At 69.6% G+C, this 15,508-nt stretch carries 17 protein-coding genes; 15 read left to right on the top strand and 2 right to left on the bottom strand.

Annotated elements, in window-relative coordinates:
* Nucleotides 1-71: 71 nt before the first annotated feature.
* The 4 genes from AOZ06_RS49530 to AOZ06_RS49515 all read left to right on the top strand — a co-directional run bounded on the left by AOZ06_RS49530 (nucleotide 72) and on the right by AOZ06_RS49515 (nucleotide 3,169).
* Nucleotides 72-368 carry a DUF1330 domain-containing protein gene (locus AOZ06_RS49530; RefSeq protein WP_054295733.1) on the top strand — a complete coding sequence of 99 codons (297 nt, stop codon included), beginning with the start codon at nucleotides 72-74 and terminating at the stop codon, nucleotides 366-368.
* A gap of 55 nt (nucleotides 369-423) precedes the next feature.
* Entirely contained in the window at nucleotides 424-2,190 is a 1,767-nt protein-coding gene (locus tag AOZ06_RS49525; RefSeq protein WP_054295732.1) for a type VII secretion-associated protein, read from the top strand.
* Nucleotides 2,191-2,345: 155 nt separating this feature from the next.
* Nucleotides 2,346-2,801, top strand: coding sequence for a WXG100 family type VII secretion target (locus AOZ06_RS58255; protein WP_083472452.1), 456 nt, complete (start codon nucleotides 2,346-2,348; stop codon nucleotides 2,799-2,801).
* Nucleotides 2,802-2,875: 74 nt separating this feature from the next.
* Nucleotides 2,876-3,169: a WXG100 family type VII secretion target gene (locus tag AOZ06_RS49515; protein WP_054295730.1), complete on the top strand. Its 294-nt coding sequence runs from the start codon at nucleotides 2,876-2,878 to the stop codon at nucleotides 3,167-3,169.
* 62 nt (nucleotides 3,170-3,231) lie between these two features.
* On the opposite strand, the gene AOZ06_RS49510 is transcribed toward AOZ06_RS49515, so the two are convergent.
* Entirely contained in the window at nucleotides 3,232-4,104 is an 873-nt protein-coding gene (locus tag AOZ06_RS49510; RefSeq protein ID WP_157233670.1) for a hypothetical protein, read from the bottom strand.
* 229 nt (nucleotides 4,105-4,333) lie between these two features.
* Between AOZ06_RS49510 and rplM the strand changes: the two genes are divergently transcribed.
* The 10 genes from rplM to AOZ06_RS49460 all read left to right on the top strand — a co-directional run bounded on the left by rplM (nucleotide 4,334) and on the right by AOZ06_RS49460 (nucleotide 12,857).
* Nucleotides 4,334-4,777, top strand: coding sequence for a 50S ribosomal protein L13 (gene rplM, locus AOZ06_RS49505; protein ID WP_054295728.1), 444 nt, complete (start codon nucleotides 4,334-4,336; stop codon nucleotides 4,775-4,777).
* Nucleotides 4,774-5,355: a 30S ribosomal protein S9 gene (gene rpsI, locus AOZ06_RS49500; protein WP_063810256.1), complete on the top strand. Its 582-nt coding sequence runs from the start codon at nucleotides 4,774-4,776 to the stop codon at nucleotides 5,353-5,355. Before rplM ends, rpsI begins: the two co-directional genes overlap by 4 nt.
* A gap of 73 nt (nucleotides 5,356-5,428) precedes the next feature.
* On the top strand, nucleotides 5,429-6,763 hold the full coding sequence (gene glmM / locus AOZ06_RS49495) for a phosphoglucosamine mutase (protein WP_054295727.1): 1,335 nt from the start codon (nucleotides 5,429-5,431) through the stop codon (nucleotides 6,761-6,763).
* A gap of 63 nt (nucleotides 6,764-6,826) precedes the next feature.
* Nucleotides 6,827-7,429 (top strand): hypothetical protein, encoded by a 603-nt coding sequence (locus AOZ06_RS49490; protein WP_054295726.1) that lies wholly within the window; start codon nucleotides 6,827-6,829, stop codon nucleotides 7,427-7,429.
* A gap of 124 nt (nucleotides 7,430-7,553) precedes the next feature.
* Nucleotides 7,554-7,877 carry a hypothetical protein gene (locus AOZ06_RS49485; RefSeq protein ID WP_054295725.1) on the top strand — a complete coding sequence of 108 codons (324 nt, stop codon included), beginning with the start codon at nucleotides 7,554-7,556 and terminating at the stop codon, nucleotides 7,875-7,877.
* Between the two features lie 2 nt (nucleotides 7,878-7,879).
* Entirely contained in the window at nucleotides 7,880-10,180 is a 2,301-nt protein-coding gene (locus tag AOZ06_RS49480; RefSeq protein WP_054295724.1) for a hypothetical protein, read from the top strand.
* Between the two features lie 14 nt (nucleotides 10,181-10,194).
* Nucleotides 10,195-10,752, top strand: a complete 558-nt coding sequence (locus AOZ06_RS49475; RefSeq protein ID WP_054295723.1) for a hypothetical protein — start codon at nucleotides 10,195-10,197, stop codon at nucleotides 10,750-10,752.
* 20 nt (nucleotides 10,753-10,772) lie between these two features.
* Nucleotides 10,773-11,108, top strand: coding sequence for a hypothetical protein (locus AOZ06_RS49470; RefSeq protein WP_054295722.1), 336 nt, complete (start codon nucleotides 10,773-10,775; stop codon nucleotides 11,106-11,108).
* On the top strand, nucleotides 11,095-12,561 hold the full coding sequence (locus tag AOZ06_RS58250; protein ID WP_054295721.1) for a hypothetical protein: 1,467 nt from the start codon (nucleotides 11,095-11,097) through the stop codon (nucleotides 12,559-12,561). Before AOZ06_RS49470 ends, AOZ06_RS58250 begins: the two co-directional genes overlap by 14 nt.
* Nucleotides 12,558-12,857 (top strand): hypothetical protein, encoded by a 300-nt coding sequence (locus AOZ06_RS49460; RefSeq protein ID WP_054295720.1) that lies wholly within the window; start codon nucleotides 12,558-12,560, stop codon nucleotides 12,855-12,857. The genes AOZ06_RS58250 and AOZ06_RS49460 overlap by 4 nt, the downstream gene beginning before the upstream one ends.
* Here AOZ06_RS49460 and AOZ06_RS49455 read toward each other — a convergent pair.
* The gene (locus tag AOZ06_RS49455; RefSeq protein ID WP_054295719.1) at nucleotides 12,837-13,640 is read right to left on the bottom strand and encodes a dienelactone hydrolase family protein; all 804 of its coding nucleotides are present in this window, start codon (nucleotides 13,638-13,640) and stop codon (nucleotides 12,837-12,839) included. The genes AOZ06_RS49460 and AOZ06_RS49455 overlap by 21 nt on opposite strands.
* 239 nt (nucleotides 13,641-13,879) lie before the next feature.
* On the opposite strand from AOZ06_RS49455, the gene AOZ06_RS49450 reads away from it, so the two are divergent.
* On the top strand, nucleotides 13,880-15,418 hold the full coding sequence (locus AOZ06_RS49450; protein WP_054295718.1) for an alkaline phosphatase D family protein: 1,539 nt from the start codon (nucleotides 13,880-13,882) through the stop codon (nucleotides 15,416-15,418).
* Nucleotides 15,419-15,508: the final 90 nt, after the last annotated feature.

Raw genomic sequence — 15,508 nt, 5'->3', positions numbered from 1 at the left:
GGTTACACCGTGGCGAGTAATCATCGGCGTAGCAAAAGTACACGCTGTGTCATTTTATTCAGAGGAGCGAGATGTCTGCATACCTGCTGGTCGAGGCGAAGGTGCGAGACGAGTCCGCAGTGCCCGCGTACAACGTCCTGGCCGCGCGGTCGATCGCCCAGTACGACGGCCGCTACCTGGTCCGCGGCGCATCGGCGGAGGCCGAGAACGGCGAGCCGTTGCCGTCGGACCAGGTGGTCGGCGTGATCGAGTTCCCGAGCATGGCCAGGCTCAAGCAGTGGCACCGCTCGCCCGAGTACGCCGAAGCCATGGCCGTCCGGGATCGGGCGGTCGACGTGCGCTTGCTCTTTGTCGACGGAAACGTGTGAACGAGCACCCCCTACGATTCGGACGAGCTTCGAGTTCTCGGGGGTGATCGGGTAGATGGCGCTGCGCGTCGCCGTGGACTTCGGCACGTCCAGCACGTGTGTCGCGGTGTCGGTGAACGGCCGCGAACCGCAGGTCGTCGCGGTGGACGGGCGTCCGGTGCTGTCTTCGGCCGTGTACGCGTCCCCCGACGGCAGGCTGTTCGTCGGGCTGGAGGCCGAACGCCAGGCCGCGGTCGACCCGTCGCGCTACGAACCCAACCCCAAGCGCCGCGTCGACGAACCGGAACTGCTGCTGGGCAACAAGGTGGTCCCGGTCGTCGAAGCCATCAGGGCGGTGCTCGGCAGGGCCGTCGAGGAAGCGCGCCGGTTCGGCGGCGGCGCACCGGTCGGCCAGCTGGTGCTGACGCACCCGGCGGACTGGGGCGGGATCCGCACCCGGGTGCTGCGGCAGGCCGCCAACGGCCTGTCCGAGCGGATCGCCCTTGTCCCGGAACCAGTCGCGGCCGCGGTGTTCCACGCCGACACCTTCGCGGGACGGGCCGAGGCGATCGCCGTGCTGGACATCGGCGGCGGCACGGTCGACGTCAGCGTGGTCGGCAGGGCACCCGGCCCCGGTCACGAATTCCGTGTCCTGGCAACGAAAGGCGACCCGTCCTTCGGTGGCGCCGACGTCGATCAGGCGCTGCTGCAACACGTCGGGCGGATGGTGTCCGCGACGGACCCGGACGGGTGGCGTTCGCTGATCGAGGGCCGGGAGCTGTCCGACCGCAGGCGCAGACGGGTCGTCGCCCAGGATGTCCAGGGCGCCAAGGAAACCCTGTCCCGGCACACCTACACCGACGTGCCCATGCCGGACCCGTTCGCCGACGCGCACGTGACCAGGCAGGACCTCGAGCAGCTGGTCGCGGCACCGCTCGGCCGCGCGGTCGAGCTCGCCGCCGCCGCGATCAGGGACGCCGGTGTCCGCGCCGACCACGTCTTCCTCGTCGGCGGGTCGAGCCGGATCCCGATGGTGGCGCGGCTGGTGCATGAGCGGATCGGGATCGTGCCGACCACGCTCGACCAGCCGGAGACCGTGGTCGCCCGCGGCGCGCTGAAAGCAGTCCGCGGCGAGGTTCGCCGGAGTCCGGTCCAGGCCGTTTCCGACCGAACCGTTCCGGTCCGGACGACAGCGGCGCCGCCGCGGTTCCCCCGGCCCCAACCGGTCCAGCCGCCGCCCCGTCCGGTGCCGCCACCACCGCCGCGGCAGTTCGCGTCACCGCCGCCACCGGCCAAGCGTGGCACGAAACCGTGGATCCTCGGCGGCGCCGCCGCGATCGTGGTCGCGGCCGTCGTGGTCGTGCTGGTGCTGACGTCCGGCGGTGGAGAGCCGGCGCGGGAGCAGCCGTCCGGCCGGACCATCGCCCAGTTCGACTACACCTTCACGATGCCGCAGGACTGGAAGCAGGTCGCGTCGGACACCGCCTACCGCGAGGTGAGGGTGAAGCCCTCGGACGCCGAGCAGGGCCTGGACGCGATCATCGTCCAGGAGCTGGCGCTGGCCTTCGACCCGGCGGCCGACCGGGAACGGGCCGTCGGCGGGCTGCGGGAGAAGTACAAGCAGTCGACGAACCTGCGGCTGTCGGATCTGAACGAGAACGGCCGGTTCGCCGACCGTGACGTCGTCACCTACCGGCAGCAGGTGGACAACGCGACCGTGGAGTGGTTCGTGCTGTTCGACAAACGGGCGCAGGTCAGCATCGGCTGCGAGTACACCCCGAGTGGGCGTGATCGGGTGATGGCAGCGTGTGATCAAGTGGTCCGCTCGATGACCGTGAACTGACGCCCAGTCCGGCCGGTTCCCCTATCGGGTGACGAACACGGTGACCATTTCACAAGAGCAAATCCCCGCGCCGCGTGGCCGGTCCAATCGGCATATCCGCAGGTCGAGGCGGGTGTCAGAGCATTCGCATTCGCACCGATAAACCCCGGTTCCGCATGTCTGCGTTTACTAGAGCAACTACCTCGAAACTTCTGCGGACAGGGTGGAACCGAAGCTGGCAGGGTCTGCGTCGGAAGGGTTGTACGAACAAAGAACGTGCAAACCAGAACTTCGATGAAGGGGGCCCACTCCCAATGCCGAACAGCGCCTTTGAGATTACGCCGGACATGCTGCACAAGGCCTCGCAGGACACCGCGAACGTCCGCGAGAACTCGAACGGCCACATCGCGCAGCTGCGCAACAACCTCGCCCAGCTCGAAGGCGCGTGGGTCGGCGAAGCCGCCACCGCGTTCCACTCGCTGGTCGGCCGGTTCAACCAGGCTGCCGACAAGGTCCTCGCCGACCTGCAGACCATCAGCGAGAGCCTGAGCACCGCGGCCAAGGCCTACGGCCACCGCGAAGAGGAGAGCAAGTCGACCTTCACCAAGGCCGAGGGTGGCTTCTCGTTCTGATCGCGCCCGGCGATCTTTCATTCACAGCACTCTTCGTTCGCTGAATCAGACTTTCGCTTTGGGAGGAACTTCAAATGTCAGACGGTCGCATTAAGGTCGAATTCGCCGCGGTCGAGGCCGCGGGTGCCCAGATCGACGGCACCAGCAAGAAGATGGACAGCGAGCTCGACACGCTCCGCAGCCAGCTCGCCCCGCTGCGTGACGCCTACACCGGTGCCGCCAAGGAGGCGTGGGACGCCGTGCAGACCAGCTGGGACAACGCGCAGAACGAGCTGAACCAGGTGCTCGCACAGATCGGTGCCGCCACCAAGCAGGCCGCGCAGGACTACCAGGAGACCGAGTCCGGCGTGACCAAGCTCTGGGGCTGAGCCGAAACGCCCGTCGAATAGCGCAAGGACCCCGGATTCCGGGGTCCTTTTCGCGTTTCACGTCACTTCTGGACGGCTGCCATCCGGTTCCAGAAATCGGTCCGCGCGGCTCGGTCCGCCGGCAGCGCGGTGATCTCGCCGGGTGGCGGTGCGGCGGGGAAGTCGGTGGCGTCCGACGGGCCGCGGGACTCGTACCCGACCTCCACCTGGACCTTGGTCTTCGCGCTCCGCACCTCGCCGCGGACCTCGGCCTTGCGCAGCGTGCGGTCGCTGTTGACGACGATCTTGACCGCGACCAGCCGCGACATCAGCTCCGGGTCGATCAGCTTGGCCACGTCCGCCGGGATGTTGATCACGGCGTTGTCCACGAACGCCTTGAGCGTGATGTCCGTGCGCACCTCGGTCGAGCCGTCGGGCAGCCGGGTCCCTGTCGTGTCCCGGCCGGGTGGCGGTGCCTTGTCGGTCGCGTCGAGGGCGCTGATGATCTTGCACAGCGTCTGGATGCCCGTGATCGCGCAGTCGATGTCCGCGCCTGTGGTCTGCATCGAGACCCAGGGGGTCGGCGCGATCGACGTGTACGCCTTGCCGAGGCGGACGTAGTCGAGCGGGTCGTTCGCCGGGTGGTAGATGTCGTAGTCGTACCCGGGTGGTGTCTTCGACCGGCTCTTGATGATCGTCGACGGCGGCACGCCACGCATCGTTATGTCGACATCCGAGCCGCTCTTGCGCTCGTTGACCGCGGCGTAGAAGAAGATGGTCCCGCGGAAGTCGCGGGTCTCCCGGATGTACTTCTCGACGGCTTTGACGCTGCTGGAGTAGAGCCCGGCCGTCGCCTGCCTGGCAGCCTCCGGGTCGGGTACCGCGACACCCGTGACGGACTGCCCGCACCCGGCGGTCAGCAGCAGCGCCACGAGTGCCAGCCTGGTTACGCGCATCACGCCCCCTGGTGTGAAGTCCCAGATCGGGAGGCTATCGCAGGCCCCGCGACGGCGTCGCGCGACGGTGAAGAGGGGGGCGTTTTGACCCTCGGGGAAGCCACCAGGTATCTTCTATCGTTGTTGTGCGGCGCGGCGTGTGACTAGCGCGCCCTAGGTGGGTCCGACCTGCCGTGGGTCCGGCCCCGCACAGGTACCCAGACGCAAGTTTTGACGATGAGGTAGACCCGTGCCCACGTACAGCCCGAAGCCCGGCGAGGTGGCCCGCGCCTGGCACGTGATCGATGCCGAGGATGTTGTGCTCGGCCGCCTTGCCACGCAGGTCGCAACCCTGCTGCGGGGCAAGCACAAGCCGACCTACGCCCCGCATGTGGACACTGGCGACTTCGTCGTCATCGTGAACGCCGAGAAGGTGGTCCTCACCGGCAGCAAGCGGGATCAGGCGTTCGCCTACCGGCACAGCGGTTACCCCGGCGGACTCACCAAGAAGTCCTTCGGCGAACTGCTGGACACCCGCCCCGACCGGCTCCTTGAGAAGGTCGTCAAGGGCATGCTGCCGAAGAACAAGCTCGGCCGTGCCCAGGGCAAGAAGCTCAAGGTCTACGCCGGCCCTGAGCACCCGCACACGGCGCAGCAGCCGACGCCCTTCGAGATCACCAAGGTTGCCCAGTGAGTGAAGAGAACCTGACCACCGAGACCCCCGAGGCCGACGACGTCGCCGTCGCCGACGCCCCTGAGGCCGAGGCCGCTGAGGCCACCGAGGCTGCCGAGGCCGAGGCCGCTGAGGCCACCGAGTTCGTCGAGGAGACCGCTGAGGTCGCCGAGGACGCTCCGGCTGCCCCGGTCGTGCGTGTCCCCGCCCCCGGCGAGGTCGCGCAGACCGTCGGCCGCCGCAAGGAGGCCGTGGTCCGCGTTCGGCTGACCCCTGGCAGCGGCCAGTTCAGGCTGAACGGCAAGTCCCTCGAGGAGTACTTCCCGAACAAGGTGCACCAGCAGCTCATCCGTGAGCCGCTGGTGATCCTGGACAAGCCGGAGCTGTTCGACGTGCGCGCCAACCTCAAGGGCGGCGGCATCACCGGTCAGGCCGGTGCGCTTCGCCTGGCGATCGCCCGCGCGTTGATCGAGATCGACTCCGAGGACCGCCCGGCGCTGAAGAAGGCCGGCTTCCTGACCCGTGACCCGCGGGTGAAGGAGCGCAAGAAGTACGGCCTGAAGAAGGCCCGCAAGGCGCCTCAGTACAGCAAGCGCTGACACATCTCAGCCCGCGAACGGGAGCAGCAGGTTTTTTCTGCTGCTCCCGTTCTCGTCTTCCAGGGAGGTTTCATTGAGCCGGTTGTTCGGCACCGACGGCGTGCGCGGGCTTGCGAACGTCGACCTGACACCGGAACTGGCGATGGCGGTGTCCGCTTCGGCGGCCCGTGTGCTGGCCGAGCACGACCGTTCGCACCGCCCGGTCGCGGTGGTCGGGCGTGACCCGCGGGCCAGCGGCGAGATGTTGCAGGCCGCGGTGGCCGCGGGCCTGGCGTCCGCGGGTGCGGACGTGATGCAGGTGGACGTGGTGCCGACGCCCGGCGTGGCCTTCCTCGTCGACAACCTCAGCGCGGACCTCGGCGTGATGATCTCGGCGTCGCACAACCCGATGCCGGACAACGGGATCAAACTGTTCGCCGCGCACGGCCACAAGCTGCCGGACGACGTCGAGGACGAGATCGAAGCCGGGATCGACGGTGCCCCGCAGCGCCCGACCGGCGCGGGTGTCGGCCGGATCTACACGATCCCGGACGCGCTCGACCGCTACATCGCGCACCTGCTCGAAGCGATGCCGCAACGGCTGGACGGCCTGAGGGTCGTGGTGGACTGCGCCAACGGCGCCGCTTGGGCCGCCGCGCCGCGCGCCTACCGCGAGGCGGGTGCCGAGGTGATCGCGATCCACGCGCTGCCGGACGGCGAGAACATCAACGACCAGTGCGGTTCGACACACGTCGAGTCGCTGCGTGAGGCCGTCCTCGCCGAGGGCGCGGACATGGGCATCGCGCACGACGGCGACGCCGACCGCTGCCTGGCTGTCGACGCCCAGGGCAACCTGGTGGACGGCGACCAGATCATGGCTGTGCTCGCGCTGGCCATGAAGGACCGCGGCGAGCTCGTGGACGACACGCTGGTCGCCACGGTGATGAGCAACCTCGGACTGCACCTGGCGATGCGCGAGGCAGGTGTGACCATTCGCACTACGGCGGTTGGTGACCGCTATGTCCTGGAGGAGCTGCGCAGCGGCGGCTACTCGCTGGGCGGCGAGCAGTCCGGGCACGTCCTGCTGCCGAGCTACGCGCCCACGGGCGACGGCCTGCTCACCGCGATGGGCGTGATGGCCAGGGTGGCCGCGACCGGCCGTCCGCTGGCCGAGCTCGCCGGTGTGATGCGGCGCCTGCCGCAGGTCCTGGTGAACGTGAAGGTCGCGGACAAGGCCGCGGTCGCCAAGGCGTCCTCGGTCAACGACGCGGTCGCCGAGGTCGAGGCCGAGCTCGGCGAGACCGGCCGGGTCCTGTTGCGCCCGTCGGGCACTGAGCAACTCGTCCGGGTGATGGTCGAGGCGACGAGCGAGGCCGCGGCGGAAGCTGCCGCGAACCGCCTGGCCGGTGTGGTTTCTTCGGTCTCCTGACCTGTTCGGGATGACGTACCCGAACAGCCTTTGGCGACGGGGCGGGCGGTTTACGCTGAGCGTGTGACGTACGGCCCGCCCCCGAACCAGAACTGGCAGCAGCCACCACTGCCACCACCAGGCTTCCAGCCGTCCGCGCGGCTGAGACCGCCGCTGTCCGGGACGCTGGTGATCGTCGGCATCCTCGGTCTCCTGCTCGCTGCCGCCGCCTTCTTCGGGCACACCGTCGTGGGCTACGTCCCGATGCTGGTCGCCATCGTCGGCAGCGTCCTGGTGTTCGCGCGGCAGCGTGCCGGCGCGATCCTGCTGGCCATCGCCGGCGGTTTGGTGATCCTGATGACCGTGCTCGGGATTCTGCGCCGCACGGTCGGCTTCCCGCCGGGGATGTTCACCTTCCGGGTGAAGCTCGAGATCGACGACGACGGGTTCTCCCTCGTGCGCCTGCTGCTGGCGATCGCGGTCCTCGTGCTGTCGCTGATCCGGCCGACCACCGAGGCACTCGGTGGCAGACCCGCCCAGCCTCGGCCTGGCTACAGCCCGCAGCCGCTCGGCCATGGCGCTCCCCCTGGGTACGGGCCACCCCCAGCTGGCTACGGACCACCTCCCGGCCACCGCCCACCGCCCCCCAACCAGGGCAGACAGCAGCCACCGCCGGGATGGCGATAATCCGGGCGTTCACCCTTCGCGCCCGTGGTGAGCTGGGTACATTCCTTAGCGGACGACAAACCGATGGCACCGATCGAGCGTCGCGTGCGTCGAAGTCGAGTAAGCCGGATGAAGGGGGGGCCCCATGGCAGGGAAGACCGAGATCAAGCCCGATGAGGTACGGGCTGTTGCCGCGGACATCGAGGCGATGGGGGCGGCTTTCGACGAAGTGGTGAAGTTCATCGGCGGGAACGTGCTCAAGCCGGAACACCTCGGCAAGGTCCCCGGCAAGTCCGAGTCGGCCGGTGCCGGCTTCACGACCGCGGTCGAGGCGCTCAAGCAGGGGCTCACCCAGGCATCGGGCTTCATCAAGGGCGTGGGGGCGACCTTGAAGTCCTCGGCCGACCAGCACGGCGGCACCGAGAAGGCCAGCAAGCAGAACCTGGCGAACGCTGATGGAGGTGCGTGAGCGTGAGTGACGCTCTTGCGGGGCCGATCAAACAGGCCATCGTCGGTCCGAACGAGGACAGCAGGGACACCTCCGACGTTCAGCTGAGCAACGCCAAGTGGTTCGCCGATTTCATGAGCAACGAGATGGGCGGCCTCTACAACCTGTGGTGCAGCAACCCGTGCGCCGCGGGCGACCTGCAGTACGGCACCGGCAACAAGGTCCTCGCGATGAACGCGGACGGTATGCCGGAGAAGACCTCCATGCCGCAGCTCGCCGGGATCAACTGGGGTCTGATCGCGGACGCCAAGGCCCGGTTCGAGAGCCTCGCGAAGGTCGCGGCCGCCGCGAGCCAGAGCACGACCAACGGCGTCAACGGGATCCACTCGGCGTGGCCGGACAAGGCGGGCGCCAAGGCGGCCGACAAGTTCAACGAGCTGGCCACGCCGCTCAAGGACTTCGGCACGACCTGCGACACGATCGCCAAGGCGGCCGGTGGTCTGTGGAACGTGAGCAGGCAGCCGATCTACGATCTCGGCGCCTACCAGCAGAAGCCGATCACCGACATGATCAACAAGTACCGCGGGATCAACTTCGGTGACAAGCGCAGGCTGATCGAGAACCTGGACAAGGCGCGGCAGCTCGGCCGTGAGGGCGAGAACTGGACTGTCGTCGAGAACGACTGGGACGGCGACGGCACCGGCCCGATCTCACCTGCGGACCTGCGTTCGCAGCCCGGCCTCGTCGACATCAACGCCGACCACAGCGGCGAGATCTGGGCGGACGCGTTCTGCCGCGAGATGGACGAGTTCGGCTACTTCTACCGCAACGCGACGGTCTCGTTCCGCCAGTTGATCGAGAACGCCTACAAGGCAGCCAGCAACGGCCTGTACGCGTTCAGCGAGGCGATGCGGGCCAACACGGCCATGTTCGCGGGTCTCCAGGCGCCCGGCACGGGCGGTGGCGACAAGAAGGACCCGAAGGAAACCGGCGGCGGTCCCAAGGAGACTGGCGGCGGACCGAAGGAGACCGGCGGCGGTCCCAAGGAGACCGGCGGCGGCCCCAAGAACACCGGCGGCGGATACCAGCCGCCTCCTTTGCCCGAGCCCGACGCGGACACGCCACCGAGCAAGACCGACCCCGCCGGGGTGGACCCGGCCAAGGACCCGACCGCCACGGACCCGACCAAGGACCCGACGGCCACGGACCCGACGAAGGACGTGCCGGGCACGGGCGTGCCCGGGACCGGGATGGACGGCGGCGCGGGCAAGCCGACCGGTGGCGAGACTGTCACCATCGACGAGGGCGGCCACAAGATCTCGGTGACCAGCCCGGACAGCAACGGTCACGTCAAGGTGACGGTCGACGACGGCACCGGCAAGCCGAAGACCTACGACATGGACTTCAGCCAGCCGGGCACCGGCGCGCCGGGCACCCCCGGCACGGGAACCCCCGGCCAGCAGAACCCGGTTCAGTTCGGACCGGACGGTCAGCCGGTGCAGACCCTGCCCGCGCCCGCGGGCGGCGACCCGGCGGCCGAGACGCTCAAGCCCGGCCCGGACGGCAAGATCGTCCTGCAGGACGGCGACGTCAAGATCACCGCGGAGCACCCGCCGGGCCAGCCGGACCAGGTCAGGCTGACCATCGACGACGGCACCGGTGAGCCGACCTCGTACCTGCTGGACTACAGCGACAAGGACGGTGGCGCGCAGGCCCTCAAGGCCGAGCCCGCGTACGCCACCCTGGACGGGTCGCAGAACATCGCGGACCGGCAGGCCGCGCAGGCCCAGGGATTCGCCGGTGGCGGTTCCGACGGCTCCGGCGTGCCCGCTGGTGCCGGTGCCGCGTCCGGTGCCTCAGCGGCGGCCGCCGAGGCGTCGGCGGTCGGCGGTGGGTCGTCCGGCGGCGCGCAGGAGCAGCCGCTGCAGTCGGTTCCGGGTTCGGACCAGCCGGTCCAGACGACCAGCACCCAGGCGGTGGCGTCGGACTTCGGTGGTGGCGGCAACGGCTTCGCTGACTCCGGTTGGTCGACCCAGGGCGACCTGTTGTCCGGTGACGACGGCAGCCAGGTCGCGCCCGCGGCAGGTGAAGCCGGTCTGGCATCCGTCCCCGACGACGGCGCGCAGCAGCCGCACGCGGCACAGGCGAACGGCAGTGCGCCCATGGGCGGTATGCCGATGGGTGGCATGGGAGCCGGTGGCGCCGGTGGAGGTGACACCGAGCGCAGCGGCGGACAGTGGTCGGTGGCAGGTGACCTGTTCGCCGAGGACGAGCTCAGCGAGCCGGCCAGGATCGCTGGTGTGCTCGACGACGACGCGCGCTGACTAGGAGAACCGCAGTGTTCGACCACGACTACGAGAGCCGCGAGGCGCAGGCCGTCCGGATCAGGTTCGAGGAGATCGAGGCGGCGTACCACGCCGACCGGGACCGGCTGCTGTCCGAGGACGAGCAGCGGGACAAGGCACTGAAGGAGATCCAGGCCAAGCACGCCGAAGCGGACGCGGCGACGCGGCAGCTGGTGGAGGACCGCGGTGATGCTCCTCCGCCCCGGCCGCAGCCACCTGCCGAGCAACCGTCGCCGTGGACGGCGCCGCAGAAGGAAACCGTGATGTCGTTCGGCGACTTCGACGAGGAGCAGTCGAAGGGCGCGGCGTGGTCGACGCCGACCCCGCCGATGGGTTTCCCGCCGCCACCACCGATTCCGGAGCCGGTGCCGGAGCCGGAGGCGTTCCGCGGTTCGGCGCCGGAGCCGGTGATGTCGTTCGGCAGCTACGAAGAGGAAGACAACGCCGCGCCGGTTCGGCAGACGCCGCAACCGCCGCCGGTGTCAGGCAGGCGCAGAGCCAGGGACGATGACGACGACGATGACATGTCCGGGCAGAGCTGGCTGCGCTGAAATGGTTGTGGGGGCGAGCAATGACAGGGCGCAACGACAAGCTTGAGGTCAACAAGGAGCTTGTCACCGCGATCAGCAAGGAGATGACCGAGTTCGGTGCCGCGTTGGTGACCGCGCGGGCGTACGCGCATGCCGACAACGGGCTGACCGCGGACAAGTTCGGCACGATCGCGGCGCGTACCGGCGTCGGCAAGACCTACACGGAGCTGCGCGAGACGCTGCGCGGCATCCTCGACAAGGCATCGCCCACAGTGGAGGCTCTCGCGTCGGCGATGGCAACGGCACACGAGCGGACCGTCGCGGCGGACGCCGAGGCGGCGGCGCGGTTCAGGCGGGCTGACAATGACCTCCGATGACATCACCGCTCCGCTGAAACCGGTCAACAGCAAGGACATCGACTCCACCACCGAGCTGGCGGACACGGTCGGGTGGTTCAAGGAGAACTTGTCGACGCGCACCGGCCGGTTCGGCGAGCTGTACCAGCGCTGGAACGGCCACCCGGCCAGCAAGATGGGCGCGGCCGGCTGGTCGGCGCGGCCGTGGAACCCCGAGGACGACCGGATGGTCGACGACCTCGGCGGGATGGACTTCGGTCCGATGCTCGGCGACGTCGAGCGGTTCGGCAACCTGCGGGTCGCGGGCGACGAGATGCGCGGCACGGCCGAGTCGATCCGCAACCGCCTGACCGACGCGTGGTCGGGCCCCGCGGCCGATGCGGCGCTGGACAAGCTGGACGCGCTGGGCAAGGCGTCAGTGACGTACCGGGACATCCTCAACCAGTTCGCGGCTGCGCTTGACGCCGCCCGTACGACGAGCAAGGACGCGGTCACCGAGCTGAAGTCCGCGATCAGCGGCCAGATCAAGCAGTTCGACCTGCCGGGCGGCGTGGACCTGCGCCGCCAGCAGGTCGCGCGGATCGACACCGCGATGGCCGGTGGGCCGCCGTTCGGCCGCCCGTTCGTGCTCGAGGAGCTCCGCCGTCCGGCCACTGTGGACCTCAACGGCGGCGGCGGTGTCGAGCAGTGGTGGAGCAACGAGGCCATCAACGCGCTCGACGCCATGTGCGACAACTACTTCAACGTGATCGGTGCGCTGCGCAAGGTCGTCGGCGAGACCACGACAGCGGTCGCCAACTCCTGGTCGGCGCTGAACGAGGCGCTCAAACGGATCCAGGCGACCGCCGACCTCGACCCGTTCGGCAAGATCGCGCCCGCACCGGGGAAAACCTCGCCGCAGATCGGGATCCACGCCCAGTCGGCGGACCGCGTCGGTGTCACAGTGGACGGCAAGCGGTACGAGATGGACTTGAGCCGCCCCGAGCCGGCCGCGCCGCCTGCCGCGCAACCAGCGCCTGCCGCCAACGCTGTCGCGGGCGGCCCCGGTTCGTCGGGCGGTGGCGGCGGGGGAGGCGGCGGTGGCCCCAAGCCCACAGGCGGCGGAGGCGGCGGCGGTGGGGGCGGAGGGGGCCCGGCCGGGACAGGCGCGGCCGAGACTCCCGCTCCGGCACCAGGAGCGATGGCGGGTGTGCAGATGCCCGCGAACGCGGCGGACGCCAAGCCGGCAGCCGCCGGTCCGCCGATGGGCGGTGCCCCGGGCGGGGCGCCCGCCGGCGGCGGTATGCCCATGGGAGGCATGCCGATGGGCGGCATGGGTGCGGCCGGTGGTGGTGGTCAGGGCGGCGACGCCGAACGGCAGAGCAAGTGGCGCACCCAGGGCGATCTGTTCGACGATGCCGTGGACCTGGCAGTGCCGATGGTGATCGGTGACGACGACCCGTACGGTCCCTTCGGCCCGAAGGGGAAGAAGTGATCGACGAATCCGACCCGGCCGTCGTCGCCATGCGCGCCCAGTTCGCCGAGATCTCCGCGCGGCACAAGGCAGGCGTGGCCCAGTCCGTCACCGAGTTCCAGCACGGCGACGCGGCGAACAAGGCGTACCAGGAGGAAGTGGCGCGCCGGGAGGCCGAGCAGGCCGCTGCGGCCAAGCCACCGGAGCCGGAGCAGAAGAACCCGTGGCTGACGCGGCGCAGCGCGCCCAGCCGCTCGGAGCCCGAGGACGGCGACGAGACGGGCTACTACTCGAACTCATGGATGCAGCAGCGGTGACTCCTGGATCACGGCGCCTTTGAAGTCGTTGTCCAGCAGTTCGTCGTAGGCGTCGGTGCCCGTCAGGTGCTTGAGGAAGAACGCAGTCAGCAGCGCGCGGGAAGTCCGCTGGGTCTTGCGCTCGCCCTTGCCCGACAGCAGCAGCTGGCTCCAGTGGCGTCCTTCGGTGAAGCCGAGGTGTCCGGCTTTGGGCAGCTCGCGGACCTGCACCGGACCGGCCCACGCCTTGGCGATCAGGTCGGCGTTGCCGACCGCGGGGGCGACCAGGTCGTTGCCCGCGGTCAGGTGCAGTCCCGGCATCCGGCAGGACCGCGCGGCCTCGACGGCGGACGGCCGCGCCTCAGCGGCGGCCAGCGTGGCGACGGCACCGACCCGGACGTCCTCGGCGGCGGCCAGCACGGCGCTCCCGCCTCCGAAGCAGTGCCCGGCCAGCCCCAGGCGGTCGGGCGAGACGGTGACCTGGCCGTCCCCGAGCCGCACGCTGACGCACGTCTGCAGGGCGGTCCGCAGGTCGGCGGCGAACAGCCGGTGCGACCCGAGCGGCCCGACATGCGTGTTCGGCGCGACCACGACGATGCCGTGTGTCGCCAGGTGGCGCAGCAGACCGTGGTAGCGCAACGCGGGCTGCAACCAGCCGTGCCCGAACGCGACGGCCGGCAGACCACGTCCTGACCTGGGCGTGAACAGCACTCCGGGCTGCCCGACCAGGCCGAGGTCACCCCGCAGTACCGAGTGCGGTCCGGGAAGTGCCAGCTCGTAGGCCAGCTGCTTGGCGCGTGCCATGTGGCGACGTTATCCGATGGGCACCGGGCGCACCCGTTCGCCTGCTCGTACCACCCGGGACGCCAGGGGCGAGCGCACCCGATCGGATGAACCCGGTCCCGTCCCGACTTTCCGGGACGGCCGGTTTTCCCAGGTAGCGGCGATCTCAACGTTCACTTCGCGATAACCCGGTTTTGAGGTGCGCGTCGTGCGCCGGGGTGAGGGTGGCTCACGGCGTAGACCCCGAACTGGGAGGTACTGTGTCCGTCCCCACCACACCCTCACGTCGTTCCGTCCTGCTTGGCGGTGCCGCTGCCTTGGGTCTCACCGCGCTGGGCACCACGCAGGCAGGCGCGTCGTCGGTCGACCGGCTCACTGATCCGTTCACGCTCGGTGTCGCGTCCGGCGACCCGGATCACCACAGTGTCGTGCTGTGGACACGGCTGGCGCAGAACCCGTTGGCCGACAACGGTCTCGGCGGGATGCCGGACCGGCCCTACCTCGTCGAGTGGGAGATCGCCACCGACGAGCGGTTCCGCCGCACTGTCCGGCGGGGCGTCGAGCTGGCCCGGCCGCAGTCGGCGCACAGCGTGCACGCCGAGGTCGAAGGGCTGCGGCCCGGTTCGGAGTACTTCTACCGGTTCCGCGCGCAGGGTCACGTCTCCGAGGCCGGGCGGACCAGGACCGCTCCGGCGCCCGGCACCCTGCGCACCGATCTCACGATGTGCTTCGCGTCCTGCAGCCACTTCGGCGCCGGGCATTTCACGGCGTACAAGCGGCTCGCCGAGGACGAGCCCGGCCTGATCCTGCACCTCGGCGACTACCAGTACGAGTACGCCGCCGGTGCCAACGACGTGCGCAAGGTCCTCGGCCCGGAGACACGGACGCTGGAGAACTACCGGCTGCGGCACGCGCAGTACAAGACCGACCCGGATCTCCAGTTCGCGCACGCCACCGCGCCGTGGCTGGTCGTCTGGGATGATCATGAAACCGAGAACAACTGGGCCGACGAGGTTCCCGAGCAGCCGGACCCCGACTTCCTCACCCGCCGCAAGAACGCCTTCCAGGCGTACTACGAGAACATGCCGTTGCGCCGCACTGCCCGGCCGCGCGGCATCGACATGCAGCTCTACCGCCGCCTCCAGTGGGGCAACCTGATCAACTTCCACATGCTCGACACCCGCCAGTACCGCGACGACCAGGCGTGCGGCGACGGCGTCAGAGCGAACTGCGACGCGCGGCTGGAGCCGACCCGGTCCATCACCGGTGAGGAGCAGGAAAGGTGGCTGCTCGACGGTCTGCGGCGATCCCGGGCCCGCTGGGACGTTCTCGGCCAGCAGGTGTTCTTCTCGCAGATCGACCTCACGCCCGGCGCGCCGCAGGGCTACAACATGGACGCGTGGGACGGCTACAAGGCCAACCGGGACCGGATCGCCGAAGGGCTCGGCCGGACGCGAAACGGTGTCGTGCTGACCGGTGACGTCCACCGGCACTGGGCCGCTGAGATCAAGTCCGACTACACCGACCCGACCTCGCGCGGCCTGGGCACGGAGTTCGTCACGACGTCGATCACCAGCGGCGGCGACGGCAACGACGACCCGAACGCCGGTGTGCTCGCCGAGAACCCGCACGTCAAGTTCCACAAGAACCGGCGCGGGTACATCAGGACGAAGTTCACCGCCGACGAGCTGCGGGCGGACTACCGGATTCTGCCGCACGTCCGCCAGGCGGGCGCCGAGGCGTCGACCGCCGCCAGTTTCGCGGTCGCCGACCGTGATCCGAGCTTGCACCGCGTCTGACGCGGAGGTGTAACTCAGCCACGAACTACTCTGATTGGACGCAAGTTATTGACGAGCAGGGCGCTTGGGCCCAGAGTAGGCGTCACCTCG

It is taken from the genome of Kibdelosporangium phytohabitans (assembly GCF_001302585.1).
Taxonomy (GTDB): Bacteria; Actinomycetota; Actinomycetes; order Mycobacteriales; family Pseudonocardiaceae; genus Kibdelosporangium; species Kibdelosporangium phytohabitans.
Note: the sequence above shows the minus strand (reverse complement) of the source record. Positions and strands in the feature narration are given on the sequence as shown.